The organism is Streptomyces sp. NPDC093089, assembly GCF_044754405.1.
In the GTDB taxonomy this organism is placed as follows: Bacteria; Actinomycetota; Actinomycetes; order Streptomycetales; family Streptomycetaceae; genus Streptomyces.
The window spans coordinates 181,779-197,402 of sequence record NZ_JBIVPA010000002.1; the positions used below are offsets into that span (position 1 = coordinate 181,779).

Annotated in this window: 15 protein-coding genes; 10 read left to right on the top strand and 5 right to left on the bottom strand. The window is 73.8% G+C overall.

Going from position 1 to position 15,624, the window contains the following annotated elements; all coding sequences use genetic code 11:
• Position 1 precedes the first annotated feature (1 nt).
• The 6 genes from ACIQFX_RS04380 (at position 2) to ACIQFX_RS04405 (ending at position 6,936) form a co-directional block, all read left to right on the top strand.
• Positions 2 to 1,345, top strand: a complete 1,344-nt coding sequence (locus ACIQFX_RS04380) for an O-antigen ligase family protein (protein WP_402458845.1) — start codon at positions 2 to 4, stop codon at positions 1,343 to 1,345.
• 172 nt (positions 1,346 to 1,517) lie between these two features.
• On the top strand, positions 1,518 to 3,278 hold the full coding sequence (locus ACIQFX_RS04385; RefSeq protein ID WP_402459563.1) for a lipid II flippase MurJ: 1,761 nt from the start codon (positions 1,518 to 1,520) through the stop codon (positions 3,276 to 3,278).
• Positions 3,175 to 3,978, top strand: coding sequence for a polysaccharide deacetylase family protein (locus ACIQFX_RS04390; RefSeq protein WP_402458847.1), 804 nt, complete (start codon positions 3,175 to 3,177; stop codon positions 3,976 to 3,978). Before ACIQFX_RS04385 ends, ACIQFX_RS04390 begins: the two co-directional genes overlap by 104 nt.
• A complete protein-coding gene (locus ACIQFX_RS04395; protein ID WP_402459565.1) occupies positions 3,975 to 5,108 on the top strand; it encodes a glycosyltransferase in 1,134 nt (377 codons plus the stop codon). The genes ACIQFX_RS04390 and ACIQFX_RS04395 overlap by 4 nt, the downstream gene beginning before the upstream one ends.
• Before the next feature lie 14 nt (positions 5,109 to 5,122).
• Positions 5,123 to 5,794, top strand: coding sequence for a lipopolysaccharide biosynthesis protein (locus ACIQFX_RS04400; protein WP_402458848.1), 672 nt, complete (start codon positions 5,123 to 5,125; stop codon positions 5,792 to 5,794).
• On the top strand, positions 5,791 to 6,936 hold the full coding sequence (locus tag ACIQFX_RS04405; protein ID WP_402458849.1) for a GNAT family N-acetyltransferase: 1,146 nt from the start codon (positions 5,791 to 5,793) through the stop codon (positions 6,934 to 6,936). The genes ACIQFX_RS04400 and ACIQFX_RS04405 overlap by 4 nt, the downstream gene beginning before the upstream one ends.
• A 25-nt stretch (positions 6,937 to 6,961) precedes the next feature.
• On the opposite strand, the gene ACIQFX_RS04410 is transcribed toward ACIQFX_RS04405, so the two are convergent.
• Entirely contained in the window at positions 6,962 to 8,521 is a 1,560-nt protein-coding gene (locus ACIQFX_RS04410) for a glycoside hydrolase family 26 protein (RefSeq protein WP_402458850.1), read from the bottom strand.
• A gap of 157 nt (positions 8,522 to 8,678) precedes the next feature.
• On the opposite strand from ACIQFX_RS04410, the gene ACIQFX_RS04415 reads away from it, so the two are divergent.
• Entirely contained in the window at positions 8,679 to 9,983 is a 1,305-nt protein-coding gene (locus ACIQFX_RS04415) for an ATP-grasp domain-containing protein (protein WP_402458852.1), read from the top strand.
• Between the two features lie 68 nt (positions 9,984 to 10,051).
• On the opposite strand, the gene ACIQFX_RS04420 is transcribed toward ACIQFX_RS04415, so the two are convergent.
• Entirely contained in the window at positions 10,052 to 10,285 is a 234-nt protein-coding gene (locus ACIQFX_RS04420) for a chaplin (RefSeq protein ID WP_402458854.1), read from the bottom strand.
• A 178-nt stretch (positions 10,286 to 10,463) separates the two neighbouring features.
• A complete protein-coding gene (locus tag ACIQFX_RS04425) occupies positions 10,464 to 10,877 on the bottom strand; it encodes a rodlin (protein ID WP_402458856.1) in 414 nt (137 codons plus the stop codon).
• A 218-nt stretch (positions 10,878 to 11,095) separates the two neighbouring features.
• Between ACIQFX_RS04425 and ACIQFX_RS04430 the strand changes: the two genes are divergently transcribed.
• Positions 11,096 to 11,506 (top strand): rodlin, encoded by a 411-nt coding sequence (locus ACIQFX_RS04430; protein WP_376482978.1) that lies wholly within the window; start codon positions 11,096 to 11,098, stop codon positions 11,504 to 11,506.
• A gap of 69 nt (positions 11,507 to 11,575) precedes the next feature.
• On the opposite strand, the gene ACIQFX_RS04435 is transcribed toward ACIQFX_RS04430, so the two are convergent.
• Positions 11,576 to 11,782 carry a hypothetical protein gene (locus ACIQFX_RS04435; protein ID WP_402458857.1) on the bottom strand — a complete coding sequence of 69 codons (207 nt, stop codon included), beginning with the start codon at positions 11,780 to 11,782 and terminating at the stop codon, positions 11,576 to 11,578.
• Between the two features lie 118 nt (positions 11,783 to 11,900).
• On the opposite strand from ACIQFX_RS04435, the gene ACIQFX_RS04440 reads away from it, so the two are divergent.
• Together ACIQFX_RS04440 and ACIQFX_RS04445 are read left to right on the top strand one after the other, a co-directional pair.
• Complete coding sequence (locus tag ACIQFX_RS04440; protein WP_402458859.1) at positions 11,901 to 12,944, top strand: LCP family protein; 1,044 nt, start codon at positions 11,901 to 11,903, stop codon at positions 12,942 to 12,944.
• Positions 12,945 to 13,038: 94 nt separating this feature from the next.
• The gene (locus ACIQFX_RS04445) at positions 13,039 to 13,446 is read left to right on the top strand and encodes a rodlin (protein ID WP_376482981.1); all 408 of its coding nucleotides are present in this window, start codon (positions 13,039 to 13,041) and stop codon (positions 13,444 to 13,446) included.
• 79 nt (positions 13,447 to 13,525) lie between these two features.
• Here ACIQFX_RS04445 and ACIQFX_RS04450 read toward each other — a convergent pair whose 3' ends face one another.
• Positions 13,526 to 15,544, bottom strand: a complete 2,019-nt coding sequence (locus ACIQFX_RS04450) for a thioredoxin domain-containing protein (protein ID WP_402458860.1) — start codon at positions 15,542 to 15,544, stop codon at positions 13,526 to 13,528.
• Positions 15,545 to 15,624: the final 80 nt, after the last annotated feature.

The window sequence follows — 15,624 nt, forward strand, 5'->3', positions numbered from 1 at the left end:
GATGTCCACGGCCCTGAGGACGGTGCCGGCGGTTCCCGTGGCGCGGGAGACGGCGGACGTCCGGGAGTGGGTGCGCCGGGCCGGTGCGATGTCCCCGGTCCTCGCCGTGATCGCGCTGCTGCTCGTCCCGGGCGGCGGCGGGGCGCAGGGCGGCACCGGCGGCACGGGCACGGTCGCGGACGCGGCCTCCGGGCTCCTCGTCGTGATCTGCCTCGTCCGGGTGCTGCGCGGCGGCGCCCGGCCGCTGACCCGGGCGGCGGCCGTCGTCCTCGGTCTGCCGGTGCTCGGGATCTGCCTGGCGGCGATCACCTCGAACGACCCGGCGGCGAGCCTGCCGGGCGTCGCCCGCTACGTGCAGGTCTTCGTCCTCGTCCCGGCGGCCGTGCTCCTGACGATCCGCGACCGGCGGGACTTCGCCGTGGTCGCCTGGGGGCTCGTCGCCTTCGCGCTGCTCCAGGGCTCGGTCGGGGTCGTGCAGTACCTGACGGGGACGGGCGCCTCGTACCAGGGCGAGGACGTCCGGGCCGTCGGCACCTTCGGGGCGACCGACGTGATGGGCATGGCGACGGTGGTGGCGTACGGGCTGGTGGTCGTCACGGGGATCGCGCTCGGCAGCGGGCCGGGCCGGACACGGACGGCGGCGCTGGTCTGCGCGGGCGTCCTCTTCGTGCCGCTGGTGCTGTCGTTCAGCCGGGGCGCGTGGATCGCGACCGTCCTCGCCTGCGGGATCCAGCTGCTGCTCTCGGGGGTGCGGCGGGCGGCCCGGGTGGCGCTCGCCGCGGGCGCCCTCGGGGTGGTCCTCGTCGGCGGTCTGGGGATCGGCTCGGCGATGGTGAAGGAGCGGGTCGCCAGCATCACGCAGGTGGCGGCCGCGCCCGACCAGTCGGTGACCGACCGGTACACGATGTGGGCGGCGGCCGGGCGGATGTGGCGGGCGGAGCCGGTCACGGGCGTCGGCCTTAAGGGCTTCCCCGCGTACCGCGACTCGAACGCCTCGCTGGCGCTCTCCTCCGGCAGCGACACGGCCGGCGCGGGCGCCGCCTTCGCCCGCCAGCCGCTGCTGTCCCCGCACAACATGTACCTCCTGGTGCTGAGCGAGCAGGGCCTGGTCGGGCTCCTCGCGCTGGCCGGCAGCTGGCTGGCGCTGCTCGTGGGCGCGCTGCGCCGGCGGCGGCTCGGCGCGGACTGCGCGCTGGTCGCGACGGGCCTGCTCGCCTGGCAGCTCATCGACTTCTTCTACGCGGACATCGGCGGCCCCTCGACCGTCCTGATGTCGGTCGTGCTGGGCCTGGCGGCCTGGTGGGCACTGGCGGAGGTGGGGCGTGCGCGACCCGTGGGCGGGTGAAGCGGAACCCACGGACACGCCGTGGCCCGACGGACCGCGCCCCGCGCCCCGGCCTCCCTGCGGCGCACCGCTGACCGACCCCTGGCCGACCGCGCCTCCGGCCCCCACGGACTCCCCGTGGGGGCCGGAGGCCGCGCTGCTGCCCGGGGCCACGGGCGCCGCGACCGGCGCGGTGACCGAGGCCGTGCGCGGTCTCGTACCGCTGCCGGCCCGCCCTCCGGGACGGCGGGCGCACGCCCGGGGGCGGACGCCCCGCGCGAGCCGCGACCGGACGCAGGGACGCGGGTTCCTGGCGAAGGCCGCCGCGGTGACCGCCGCGCTGACGGCGCTCGGGGCGCTGCTGGGGCTCGTACGGGACCAGATCCTGGCGGGGTACTTCGGAGCGGGGGCCGCGACCGACGCGTTCCTGGTGGCGTGGACGGTGCCGGAGTTCGCGTCGACGCTGCTGATCGAGGACGCGATGGCGCTGATCCTGGTGCCGGCGTTCTCCCGGGCCCTGGCCCGGCGTTCGGGGAGCCCGTTCGGCGACCCGGTGCGGGCGCTCGTGCGGAGCACGCTGCCCCGGCTGACCCTGGCCGTGGCGGCGGCCGCCGTGCTCCTCGTCGTGGCCGCGCCGCTGCTGGTGTCGGCGCTCGCGCCGGGGCTGCCCGACCCGGGGCTCGCGGTCGACTGCACGCGGCTCACCGGGACGTGCGTGCTGTCGTTCGCGCTGGTGGGGTACTGCTCGGCCGCGCTGCGCGCGCACGGCCGCTTCGTGCCCCCGGCGACCGTCTACGTGGCGTACAACGTCGGCATCATCGGCACGATCCTGCTGCTGCGCGAGCCGTGGGGGGTGCGCTCCGCCGCCGCCGGGGTCGCGGTCGGCGGCGTGCTGATGGTGCTCGTGCAGGCGCCGTCGCTGCTGCGCGAACTGCGGGCCCGTCCGGTGCCGGTGCGGGAGCCCGAGGCGCCCGCGTCCGGTGACTCGGGCGAGGGCCGGATCGTGCTCCTCGGCCTGATCGCTCCCGTCGTCGCGTTCTCGCTGTGCCGCCAGTCCCAGACCCTGATCGAGCGCTTCCTCGCGTCCCCGCTGCCCGCCGGCGCCATCTCGCACCTGAACTACGCGCAGAAGGTCGCCCAGATGCCGATGATCCTGTCCCTGATGCTGTGCACGGTCAGCTTCCCGGTGGTGGCCCGCGCGCTCGCCGCGGGCGACACCGAGGCGGCCCGCCACCGGGTCGAGCGGGATCTGCTGATGGCGGCCGTCGTGGTGCTCGCCGGCGCCTCGACGGTGATCGCCGCCGCCCCCCGGATCGTCGAACTCCTCTTCCAACGGGGCGAGTTCGGTGCCGCCGACACCACCTCCACCGCCGCAGTCATGCGGGTCTACGCGCTCGGGCTGCTCGGCCAGACGATGGTCGGCGCCCTCGTCCGCTGCTACTTCTCCGCCGCCCGCCCGCTCTGGTACCCGGCCGCCGCCATGGCCGCGGGCCTCGCCACGACCGCCGCCGCGGGCGTCCCCGGCGCCCACTACTGGGGGGCGGTGGGCATCGCCGCCGCCAACGCCCTCGGGATCACCCTGACCGCCGTCCTGCTGCTGTGCGGCGCCCACCGGCAGGCCGTCCCGGTCCGCGTCGACCGGCTCGGCGAGGGCCTCCTGCGGCTGGCCGCCGCGGGCGCGGTGGCCACCGGCGCCGGCTGGCTCGCCCAGCTCGCGATCGGCCCCGCCGCCCTCGCCGTCGCCGCCGCCTGCCTGGCCGCCTGCGGCGTCCTCCTGCTCTTCCTCGCCTGCGCCGCCAAGGCGCCCGAGATTCCGCCCCTGCCCCGCTCCGCCTCCCGGAGGACCGCCCATGCCCGCCGCCACCGCGCTGCGCCGTCTGCTGCCGAAGCCGCCCCTGTGGGTGAAGCCGCCCCTGTGGGTGGCGATGTACCACTCGATCACGGATGCCGGTGACGACCCGTACCGGGTGACCGTCTCCCCCGTGCGCTTCGCCCGGCAGCTGCACTGGCTGGGCGACCGGGGGCTGCGCGGCGTCTCGGTGCGGGAGCTGCTCGCCGCCACCGCCGCCGGGCGCGCCAAGGGCCTCGTCGGCCTCACCTTCGACGACGGGTACGCGGACTTCCTCGACTCGGCGCTGCCGCTGCTGCGCCGGCACGGCTTCACGGCGACGGTCTACGTCCTGCCGGGCCGGCTCGGCGGCGAGAACGCCTGGGACACCGCAGGGCCGCGCAAGTCGCTGCTGACCGAGGACGAGATCCTGCGGATCGCCGACGCCGGCATGGAGATCGGCTCGCACGGCCTGACGCACGTCTCCCTCACCGAGGCCGACGACGCGGTGCTCGCCGCCGAGACCCGGCGGAGCCGCGAGCTCCTGGAGGAGATGACCGGCGCGCCGGTGGACGGCTTCTGCTACCCGTACGGGCAGGTCGACCCGCGCGCGATCCACGCCGTACGGAAGGCCGGTTACCGCTACGCCTGCGCGATCGACCCGGGCCGGCACACCGGGACGTACGCCCTGCCCCGCGTCCACATCGGCGAGGCCGACACCTCGTGGCGGCTCACCGCCAAGCGCGCCCTGCACCCGCTGCGCCGCCGGCACCCCGCCGACCTGGCCCCCGCCCGGCAGGACCCCACCGCGGTCGGTGCGTGGTGAAGGTCCTGCACGTCATCACCGGGCTCGGCATCGGCGGCGCCGAGCAGCAGCTGCGGCTGCTGCTCCGCCACCTCCCGGTCAGCAGCGGGGTGGTGACCCTCACCAACCCCGGCGCGGTCGCCGCGGGCATCGAGGCGGACGGCACGCCCGTCACCCATCTGGGCATGGCGGGGAACCGCGACCTCGGGGCGCTGCCCCGGCTCGCCCGGATCGTCCGCCAGGGCCGCTACGACCTCGTGCACACCCACCTGTACCGGGCGTGCGTGTACGGCAGGACGGCGGCCCGGATCGCCGGGGTCCGCAGGGTGATCGCCACCGAGCACTCGCTCGGCGAGACGCAGATCGAGGGCCGGCCGCTCTCCGCGGGCACCCGCGCCCTGTACCTCGCGTCGGAGCGGCTCGGCACGTCCACGGTCGCCGTCTCGCCGAGCGTGGCCCGCCGGCTGACCGACTGGGGCGTGCCCCGGGACCGCATCCGGGTGGTGCCCAACGGCATCGAGACGGACCGCTTCGCCTTCGACGCGGGCGCCCGCCGACACGCCCGGACCGCCCTCGGCATCCCCGAGGACGCCCATGTGGTGGGCGGGGTGGGGCGGCTCACGCCGGGGAAGCGGTTCGACCGGCTGGTGCGGGCGGTGGCGTCGGTGCCGGAGGCGCGGCTGCTGCTCGTCGGCGAGGGCGAGCACCGCGCGGAGCTGCTGCGGGTGGCGGGCGAGTGCGGGGCCGCCGACCGGGTGCTGCTCGCCGGGGCCTGCGCGGACCCGCCGGCCGCCGCCTCGGCCGGGCCCTCGCTGCCCGGGCTGCTCGCCGCGATGGACGTCTTCGTGTCGACCTCCCCCGACGAGACCTTCGGGCTCGCCGTCGTCGAGGCGCTCGCCGCCGGCCTGCCCGTGCTGTACGTGGCCTGCCCGGCGATCGACGACCTGCCGCCGGACGCGGCACCGGGCGCGCGCCGGATCGGCGAGTCCGTGCCCGAGCTGGTCTCCGCGCTGCGCGGCATCCGCGACGCCCGGCTCGCCCGGCTTCCCGCGCCGGCGGCCGCCCGCCACTACGACATCGCGCACAGCGCCCGGCAGTTGATGTCCCTCTACGACCAGTCCGTCCACGGCACCCCCTCCCCCGCGAAGTGAGAGAGCCCGCATCCATGAAGACCAACCCACCCCGTTCCTCCCTCGCCGCCGGTCTGCGGTCCCCCGGCCGCTGGGCGGTCCTGCCCGCCGCCGTCCTCGCCGGGGCCGCCCTCGGCGGCGGTTACGGGGCCCTGAAGACCCCGCAGTACGCGGCGACCAGCTACGTCATCGTCGTACCGGCCGAGAAGTCGGACCCGGCGGCGGCGCTCGGCTTCGCCCAGGCGTACGGGCGGGTCGCCACCGACATCGCGGTGACCGGCGACGCCCAGGTGTGGGCGGGGGTCACCGCCGACACCCTGCGCAGGAACGTGCAGGCGGCGACCTCCCCGGACGCCCCGATGATCTCGATCACGGCCCGCGCGGAGCAGCCCTCGAAGGCGGTGTCCATGGCCGACGGCGTGGCCCGGGCGCTGATCCTGAACAGCACGCACGTGGCGGGCAGCACCGGCGTGAAGGTCGTCCAGTTCTCCCGCGCCACCAAGCCCGTCGCCCCGGTCTCCCCCTCCGCGCCGCTCTCCGCGCTCGTCGGCGCCTGTGCGGGCGGACTCCTGGGCGGCCTGGTCCTCCTGGTCCGCCCGAAGCGGGTCGCCGCCCGCGGCGAGGCGCGGCACTCCCGGCAGGCCCCCGTCGCGTCCGCCCAGGTGCCCGCCCCGGCGGTCGCCGCGCACCAGCCGGAGGCGGTGTGACCCCGAGAGCCCTGCGCACCGAGGTCTGCCGCGACGAGGAGGGCTTCGGCCGCCTCGCGGCCGAGTGGACGGCGCTGTACGGCCGCTGCTCCTCGGCGACCCCCTTCCAGTCCCACCCCTGGCTGCACTCCTGGTGGCTCTCGTACGGCCGTCCCGGCGCGCTGCGGGTGGTGCTCGTACGACGGGACGACGGCGAACTCGTCGCCGCCGCGCCCCTGATGCGGGCCCGCGGACCGCTGCCCGTCCTCACCCAGCTCGGCGGCAGCATCACCGACTTCACGGACGTCCTCCTCGACGACGACTGCCCCGAGGCCGTGCCGGCCCTGGCCCGCGGGCTCGCCCGGGCCGCCCGCGGCGCGGTCATCGACCTGAGGGAGGTGCGGCCCGGGGCGGCCAGCGAACGCGTCTTCGCACACTGGCGCGGCCCGCGCCGGCGGCTGCCCGACTCGCTGTGCCTGGAGCTGCCCGCCGTCCCCATGGAAGGGCTGCTCGAACGGATCCCCTCCGGGAAGGCCCAGCGGGTCCGCGCCAAGCTCCGCAAGCTGGACGCGCTCGGCATCGACACCCGCATCGTCACCGGGGAGGAGGTACCGGCCGCCCTCGACCGGCTCCTCGCGCTCCACCGGCTCCAGTGGCAGGGCCGCGGCGTGACCGCCGAGCACACCAGCAGCCGGTTCGCCCAGCACCTCACCCGGGCCGTGCGGCCCATGGTCGAGCGCGGCGACGCGATGGTCACCGAGTTCCGGCTCGCCGGGGACGTGGTCGCCGCCGACCTGACCCTCATGTCCCCGCGGCTCGCCGGCGGCTACCTGTACGGCGCCGACCCTGCCCTGCGCGCCCGCAAGGTCGACGTCGCCGCCATGCTCCTCCGGCACGGGGCCGCCGAGACGAGCGCCGGCGGCCGCGCGACCCTCAGCATGCTGCGCGGCAGCGAGTCGTACAAGCAGCACTGGCGCCCCGAGCCGGTCCGCAACCGGCGCCTCCTCCTCACCGGCCGCGGCACGGCCCCGCTGCTCTGGCTCCGCGCCGGCGCCGCCGACGCCCGCCGCTGGGCCGCCGGCCGGGCCCGCCGCCACGACTGGATCCGCCGCGCCCTCGACCGGCTCCCCGGCCGTGCGCCGCACGGCGGCGGCGGCGGATGAGTTCCACCACCGCCGTGCGCTCCGGTCAGAAGGGCCAGACCCCCTTCAGCGCGTCCTTCCAGTCGAGATCGGCCTCGTCCTTCCACGAGTCCGTCGACACACAGACCGGCCCACCGATCCAACCCTCCACCCACGAACCGAGGTTCACGGTCCAGCAGGTGGGCTCGGGCTTCGGCTCGGGCTTCGGTTCCGGCTTGGGCTCGGGCTTCGGCTCGGGCTTCGGTTCCGGCTTGGGCTCGGGCTTCGGCTCGGGCTTGGGCTCAGGCTTCGGCTCGGGCTTCGGCTCGGGCTTCGGCTCGGGCTTCGGTTCCGGCTTGGGCTCAGGCTTCGGCTCGGGCTTCGGCTCAGGCTTCGGTTCCGGCTTGGGCTCAGGCTTCGGCTCAGGCTTCGGTTCCGGCTTCGGCTCAGGCTTCGGTTCCGGCTTCGGCTCAGGCACCGTCGGGTCCGTCGGGTCGACCGGATCCGTGGGATCCGTCGGATCCGTCGGATCCGTCGGATCCGTCGGGTCCACCGGATCGGTCGGGTCGGTCGGGTCGGTCGGGTCGACCGGGTCCGTCGGCTCGGTCGGGAGTTCCGGTTCGGCCGCTCCGTACAGCATCTGGCGGAAGACGAGCGAGGACTGCGGATTGTCGTCGCATTGCCAGACGCCGTGCGGACAGTAATCGGTGATCGTGTGGTACAGCGGTTTGTGCTGCCGCATCCATTCCAGCATGCGCCGCATGTACGTGGGGTTGTCGCCGTTCCGGAAGAGCCCCCATTCGGGATAGGAGATCTGCTTTCCGTGCTCGGCGGCGAAATCGACCTGCTTCTGGAGTCCGTAGGGCTCGCTGACGTGCTGGTCGAAGCTCATTCCCGGGGGCTGGTCGTACGAGTCCATGCCGATGATGTCGACGACGTCGTCACCCGGGTAGCACTCGGTCCACGGGATCGCGTCGCGGCCGCGGCTCGGGTTGAAGTCGAAGCGGAACTCCTGGCCCGGTACGGACCGCATCGCGGTGACGATCCGGTTCCAGTACTTCTTCCAGGCGGTGGGGTCGGGGGCGCACCGGTGGGTGTAGGTGGTGCCGTTCATCTCCCAGCCGAGGACGAGGACGGTGTCGGCGGCGTTCAGTCCGACGAGCCGTTGGGCGAGGGTCTTGAAGTGGTGGTCGTAGTAGCCGGCGGCGCCGAGCTGGAGCTGACGGCGGACCTCGTGGTCGGAGACGCCGGCCTCGTTCCGTTCCAGCATGGGCACGTTGAGGACGAAGAGGCGGTCGGCCTTCTCGTTGCGCCAGTCGGCCCAGGCTTCGAGGAAGCCGGGGGGTCCCTCGATGCTGCTCCACTGCTCGCCGGGAAGGTAGGTGTGGCCGACGCGGAGTTCGCGGCCGCCGAGCCACCGCTCCAGCTGTTCGATGCGGGCGACCCCGAGCGCGCCCGAGTCGAGGAACGCCCCCATGGCGCCGGCGAGCGTCGGCGCGGGGTCCTTCGCCGTGGCGGGGTCGGCGGCGCGGGCGGGGGACGAGAGGGCGACTGAGCCCGTGGCGAGGAGACCGGCGGTGAACACCCCCAGCCACGCTCTCGATGTTCTCCGGTACGCAGCTGCCATGGCCGCTCCTTAGCGTCATTCGATTTTTGATGATCCGTCAATCCGATGCTCCGAAAGTATTCCTAATGAGCCGTCCGTGAACTCGGCTTCCCTCTGATCGGTAGTCCATTAGAGGATTTGATCGCCCAGTTGGGGCACCCGAGAGGAAGGGCATGCCGTGCCGAGCCAGAGTTTCGACACCCGCGTACCCGCCGTCCTGGTGCGGCTCGACCGGAATCCCTTTCATCACGGCACCCTCGGCGCCACGCGCTCGCTGGGACGGGCGGGAATTCCGGTGCACGCCGTCATCGAATCGAGCACCAGTCCGGTCGCCCGCTCCCGCTATCTCCGTTCGGCCCGGGCGCGCCCCGTGGCGACCTCGGCCGACGAGCTGGCGGGGCTGCTGACACGGATGGCCGACGAGATCACCGACAGCTCGTCAGATCCCGTACTGCCCGTGCCGCTGGACGACGTCAGCGCCCTCGCGCTGGCCCGTCACCGCGACGCACTCGGCCCGCGCTTCCTGCTGCCCGAGCAGACCGAGCGGCAGTTGCTCCGGGTCGCGGACAAGAGGGCGCTCGCCGAGACCTGCGCGGCCCTGGGGCTGCCGCACCCGCGGACCGAACTGCCCTCCGGCGCCGACGAGGCCGCCGCCATGGCGTGGTCGCTCGGTCTGCCGGTGATCGCCAAGTGGAGCAGGCCGTGGCTGCTGCCGGCCGGCCGCGGGCTGCGCAGCACCACGATCGCGCGGTCGCCGGCGGAGGTACGGGAGCTGTACGCCCGCACCCCGGAGGCGGGCAGCCGGCTGCTGCTCCAGGAACTCCTCCCGGCGGGCCGGGACCTGGACTGGTTCTTCCACGGGTACGTGGACTCCGGGGGTCGCTGCACGACCGGGTCGTCGGGCCGCAAGGAGCGGTCCTGGCCGGACGGGGCGGGGCTCACCGCCGTCGGCCGCTGGGCCGTGAACCCGGCCGTCGAGCGGACCGCCCGCGAGCTGCTCGACGCGCTCGGCTACCGGGGCGTGTGCGATCTGGACTTCCGGCTCGACCGGGCGACCGGCGCGTACCACCTGCTCGACTTCAACCCCCGGCCCGGCGCCCAGTTCCGGCTGTTCGCCGACCCGGACGGCCTGGACGTGGTCCGGGCGCTGCACCTCGACCTCACCGGGCGTCCGGTGCCGCCCCATTCCCCCGCGTACGGCCGCCGGTTCCTGGTCGAGAACTACGCGGCGCTCTCGCTCCTGGCCTCGCCGCGCCGCCGGTACGCGGCCGAGCCGGGGGCCGTGCGGCAGCGGACCGAGTTCGCCTGGTGGGCGGCCGACGACCCGGGGCCCGCGCTCTCCATGGGCCGCACCTGGGTCGCCCACCAGCTGCGCAGGGTGCTGACCTCGCTCCGCGGCCTGCTCGGGGCGAGACGTACGCCTCCGCCGGGCGGCTCGGTGAGCCGGCCGCGTACGGGCGGGAAGGCGCCGGTCGCGGCATGACCGGGGGCCGGTCCCGGAGAGCGGACGCTCTCCGGGACCGGCCCCCGTGACTGCGCGGTGCCGTGGGGTCAGGCGTTGATGCAGACGTTGCCGGCGGCCGGGTTCAGCGCGCCGATGACGTTCACGCTGTTGCCGCAGACGTTGATCGGCACGTGGATCGGGACCTGGACGACGTTGCCGGACAGGACGCCCGGCGAACCGATCGCCGCACCGTGCGCGTCCGCGTCCGCGAAGGCCGGCGACGCCGCACCCATGGCCATGACGATTCCGGCGATGACGGCCGCAGCCTTCTTACAGTTCATTTCGTCTGGATCCTTTCCTCGGCGGAATGCATTTCCGCAGCACACAAGACAACGAACACGACTCGAAAAGGAAACCGAAACGTCGGGGGAGTTTCCTCTTTCACCCCATTGCCCGCACAGAACAGGGCCGGAGGGGGAACGTCACCGTTCCCTCCGACCCTGTTTCGCGCGATGCGGATCAGCCGTTGTAGGCGCCGTTGCCGGAGAGCACCGGGATGTCCTCGACGATGTGCGACAGCGGCTCGTCACCCTTGGCCTGGGTGGAGTTCTCGGCGCACTGCTGGTTCTGCGGGGAGGACAGGACGTTGACGTCCTGGACCGCGACCGGGACGAGGATGCCGACGAGCGAGCCGACGTTGCCCTTGACCGGGGCGCCGAGGCAGAGCTTGTTCAGCGAACCCTGGACGGCCGAGAACTGCGGGCTCATGTCACCGGTGGTCTTCGAGTTGCCGAAGGACTGGTGCGCGCCGTTGCCGCTGAGCGAGGTCGTGCCGCCGTCGTCGGCGATGGCGAGCGCCGGGGAGGCCGCCGCAGCAGAAGCGCCGACAACAGAGGCCGTAACAGCCGCAGCCGCCATAATCTTCTTGATCACGGTGATTCCGTTCCTGTTCCCACCAATCGACCTGATTGATGCGACGGGATCAACTGCGTGCGGTGGCTTTGGTTCCGGCACTTCACCCGTTCGACTGGACCCCCGTTTCGCGCTGCCGAGTGCGCTCCGCCAAGGGGGTGACACTGCGGAACCCTTGCGTCCAGAGGCAGTTGATCAGGCCGCTCCCTGCACGGAGCCGGTTCTAGAAGGGAACTCCCGTGATCAAGAAGGTTATGGCCACCGCGGCCGCAGCCGTCTCCATCGTCGGCGCCACCGCCGCCGTGGCCTCCCCTGCGCTCGCCATCGCCAACGACGGCGGCACCACGTCGCTCAGCGGCAACGGCGCGCACCAGGAGTACGGCAACTCCGCCACCTACGGCAACATGAGCCCGCAGTTCGCGCTCGTCCAGGGCTCCCTGAACAAGCCGTGCGTGGGCCTGCCTGCCAAGGTCAACGCCGGTTCGCTGATCGGTGCCATCCCGATCGCTGTCCAGGACATCAACGTCCTGTCCTCCCCGCAGAACCAGCAGTGCACCGAGAACTCCACCCAGGCCAAGGGTGACGAGGCGCTCTCGCACATCCTGGACGACATCCCGGTCCTGTCGGGCAACGGCGTCGGCAACAACTGACGTTCCGCGCCTCGCGCGTAGACGTTCACACGTCAGGGGTCGCCCTCCGGGGCGGCCCCTTTCGCGCTGTCACCAGGTCGGCCACACCGGCGCGGCCACCAGGCGCTCCCACTCGCGGTCCGGCATGCCGGGGACCGTGCGCCCCGCCTGCGTCCACTGGGCCACCAGGGCGGAATACACCGGGAATGGCGTGGGGTCGGGAGGGGTCGGTTCACTCACATATCGGCTCTTCGGAATGAAGGCCATCCGTTCCCATTTTCCGGGATCCGGCGCCATCTTCGCTCCTTCCGCTGCGATTCCCGCATCATTCCACAGGCGCCGCAGGAGAGTGATTCGACCTGTTCATGTCGCGTCGCGTACCTGTGTGCGAGCGGGGTCGAAATAGCGTGCGGGCATGAAATTCCCGCGTTCCCGGGGGCTGCGCCGCGCGCTGCTCTCCTCGGCGGCCCTCACGGCTCTCGCCGCTCTCGCGCCCGGCGCCCTCGCCGTCGTCCCGTCGTCCGACCTGCCCTCCCCCGAGCAGGGGCTGAACCTCCTGGTCGTCGGCGTCGACAGCCGCGAGGGCGTCACCGAGGAGGAGAAGGAACGCTTCCGCCTGGGCGGGCAGGAGTGCGCCTGCACCGACGTGATCATGTTGGTGCACGTGTCGGCGGCGAACGACCGGGTCAGCGTCGTGAGCCTGCCGCGCGACTCGCTCGCCGCCTTCCCCGACCAGCACCGGGACCGGCGGACCGGAAAGCTGCACGCCGCCCATCCCGCGAAGATCAACAACGCCTGGGCGGAGGGCGGCCCGGCCTTCACCGTGGAGACCGTCGAGTCGATGACCGGGCTCCCCGTCCACCGCTACCTGGAGGTCGACTTCCGGCGCTTCATGGACACCGTCGACCGCGTCGACGGCGGAGTCCCCGTCTGTACGGTCGAGCCGCTCCAGGACCCGGTCACCGGCATCGACCTGCAGCCCGGCACCAAGCGGGTCGCCGGCGGCGAGGCGCTCCAGTACGTGCGGTCGCGGCGGGCCGACGGGCAGATGGACTTCGGGCGGATCCGGAAGCAGCAGCAGTTCGTGGTGAACACCCTGGAGCGGCTCCGCGCGGGCGTGCTGGACGACCCGGCGGCGCTGGAGGCGTTCGCCGGGACCCTGCGCGGCACCACCGCCGTCGACCGGGGCGTCTCGACGGCGGAGCTGCTGACGCTCGCCGCCCGGCTGAAGGACCTGCCCCCGGACCGGACGGAGTTCTCGACCGTGCCCGTGCGCGGGTTCAACCCTGACATCGCCGGGGTCGGGTCGACGCTCGCGTGGGACGAGGAAGGGGCCGCGGAGGTCTTCGGGCGGCTGCGCGAGGACCGGCCGCTGCCCGCCGCCGGGGCCGTGGCGCCGAGCGAGATCCCGGTGGCCGCGTACCGGCCCGCGCCGGGTTCCTCGCTCATCTGCCCGTAGTCCGTCCGGTGGACTTCCCGGAACCTCCGGGCCGGTGACCAGTTGATCAGCACGGCTCGCCACTCAGCGGGCCAGGATCCGAAAGGCCTGAACAATGAAGAAGCTCTTGGCGACGGCTGCTGTGGCCGCGTCCGTTCTCGGCGCGACGGCGGCGGGTGCCGGGCAGGCGCTGGCGATCGCCGACGACGGCGGCACCACCTCGCTGTCGGGCAACGGCGCCCACCAGGAGTTCGGCAACTCCAGCACCCACGGCGACATGAGCCCGCAGTTCGCGCTCGTCCAGGGCTCCCTGAACAAGCCGTGCGTGGGCCTGCCGGCCAAGGTCAACGCCGGTTCGCTGATCGGCCTGATCCCGATCGCGGTCCAGGACGTCAACGTCCTGTCCTCCCCGCAGAACCAGCAGTGCACCGAGAACTCCACCCAGGCCAAGGGCGACGAGCCGCTGTCGCACATCCTCAGCGACATCCCCGTGCTGTCCGGCAACGGCGCCGGCAACAGCTGAGCGACGCCGCTCGGCGACGGTACGGCCCCGCCGCCCCTCCTCGGAGGGGTGGCGGGGCCGTCCCCGTTCCGCGCCGGCGTCAGAGCGCGCGGCGCAGTGCGGCCGGGTCGGTGACCGGGGCCTCGCAGGTGAAGTGGCGGCAGACGTACGCGGCGGGCCGTCCGGCCACCAGCGGGCGGTCCTTCAGGAGCGGGAACTCCTCGCTGTCGGGGCTGCCGGTGGCGAGGACCGCGCCAGGGGCGGTGGCCAGGAGCGCGGTACGGCGCAGCTCCTGGAAGGCCTCGTCGCCGGGGGCGCCGACCACCGCGATCTCGCGGGGCCCGTCGAGGAGGGCCTCGGCCACGGCGAGTCCCCAGCCGATGAAGCGGGGCGCGCGCGGGCCGAGGGCCTTGACGACGCCGAGCGCTCCTTCGGCGGCGGCGCGGTGGGCCTCGGAGCCGGTCTGCGCCGCATAGGAGAGCAGTGCTCCGGCGGCGGCGGTCCAGCCGGACGGGGTGGCGTTGTCGGTGGGGTCCTGGGGGCGCCGGATGAGGGCCTCGGCGTCGTGGGCCGTGTCGTACAGCGCGCCGCCCTCGGCGACGAAGAGGTCGAGGACGAGGTCCAGGAGGAAGCCGGCGAACTCCAGCCAGGCGCCTTCGCCGGTGACGGCGGCGAGGGCGAGGAACCCCTCGGCGACGTCGGCGTAGTCCTCCAGGACCCCGGCGTTGGTGCCGGCCCGGCCGTCCTTCGAGGTGCGGGTGAGCCGGGCCTGCTCGTCCATGTGGACCCGGACGAGCAGGTCGGCGGCCTCGGTGGCGCGCTCGACGAGGTCGGGGCGGTCGAAGAGGGCGCCGGTCTCGGCGAGGGCGGCGACGGCAAGGCCGTTCCAGGCGGCGACGACCTTGTCGTCGCGGCCGGGGCGGGGTCGCTCCTCGCGGGCGGCGAGGAGCCGGGCCGCGATCGACGCGATCCGGTCGGCGTCGGCCGGGCCCGCCTCCTGGGGGAGCTGGAGGACGGAGCTGCCGTGTTCGAAGGTGCCGTCCTCGGTGACGCCGTAGTGGGTGGCGGCAAGGGCGGCGTCGTCCGCGCCGAGGACCTCGGCGAGCTGCCCGGGGGTCCACACGTAGTAGGCGCCCTCGACGTGCTTGCCGGTGCCGTCGTCGGAGTCGGCGTCGAGTGCCGAGGCGAAGCCGCCCTCGGGGGTGCGGAGTTCGCGGACGAGGAAGTCGGCGGTCTCCAGGGCGACCCGGCGCGCCAGGTCGCTGCCGGTGGCCTTCCACAGGTGGGCGTAGGCGCGGCAGAGCAGGGCGTTGTCGTACAGCATCTTCTCGAAGTGGGGGACGACCCAGGCGCGGTCGACGGCGTAGCGGGCGAAGCCGCCGCCGAGCTGGTCGTAGATGCCGCCGCGGGCCATCGCCTCGCAGGTGTCGGCGGCCATCTGGAGGGCGCCCGCGGATCCCGTACGGGCGTGGTGGCGGAGCAGGAACTCCAGGACCATCGACGGCGGGAACTTGGGGGCGCCGCCGAAGCCGCCGCGGGTGGCGTCGTACTCGCGGGTGAGGCCGAGGAGGGCCTGGGCGAACTCCTCCTCGCCGGGGACGCCGTCGCCGCCGTAGGCGAGGGAGCGGCCCGCGAGGTCCTTGACGATCCGGTCGGCGACCTCGCCGACCTCCTCGCGGCGGCCGGTCCAGGCGTCGCGGACGCCTTCGAGGACCTCGGGGAAGGAGGGCATGCCGTGGCGGGGCTCGGGCGGGAAGTACGTACCGAAGTAGAAGGGGGCGGCGTCGGGGGTGAGGAAGACGGTCATCGGCCAGCCGCCCTGGCCGGTGGCTGCCTGGACGGCCTCCATGTAGACGGCGTCGACGTCGGGCCGTTCCTCGCGGTCGACCTTGACGGCGACGAAGTTCTCGTTGACCAGGGCGGCGGTGGCGTCGTCCTCGAAGGACTCGTGCGCCATGACGTGACACCAGTGGCACGCGGAGTATCCGACCGACAGCAGAACGGGTACATCGCGCCGTTTCGCCTCCTCGAACGCCTCGGGTCCCCACGGCCACCAGTCGACCGGATTGTCAGCGTGCTGAAGCAGATAAGGCGAGGTCGTACCAGCCAACCGGTTCATACGGCCCAGCCTCTCACGCCGACACGGCCCTGCCGGTTCGGCCCGCAAACCCCCGCACCACTTGGCCGATTTACACTCAT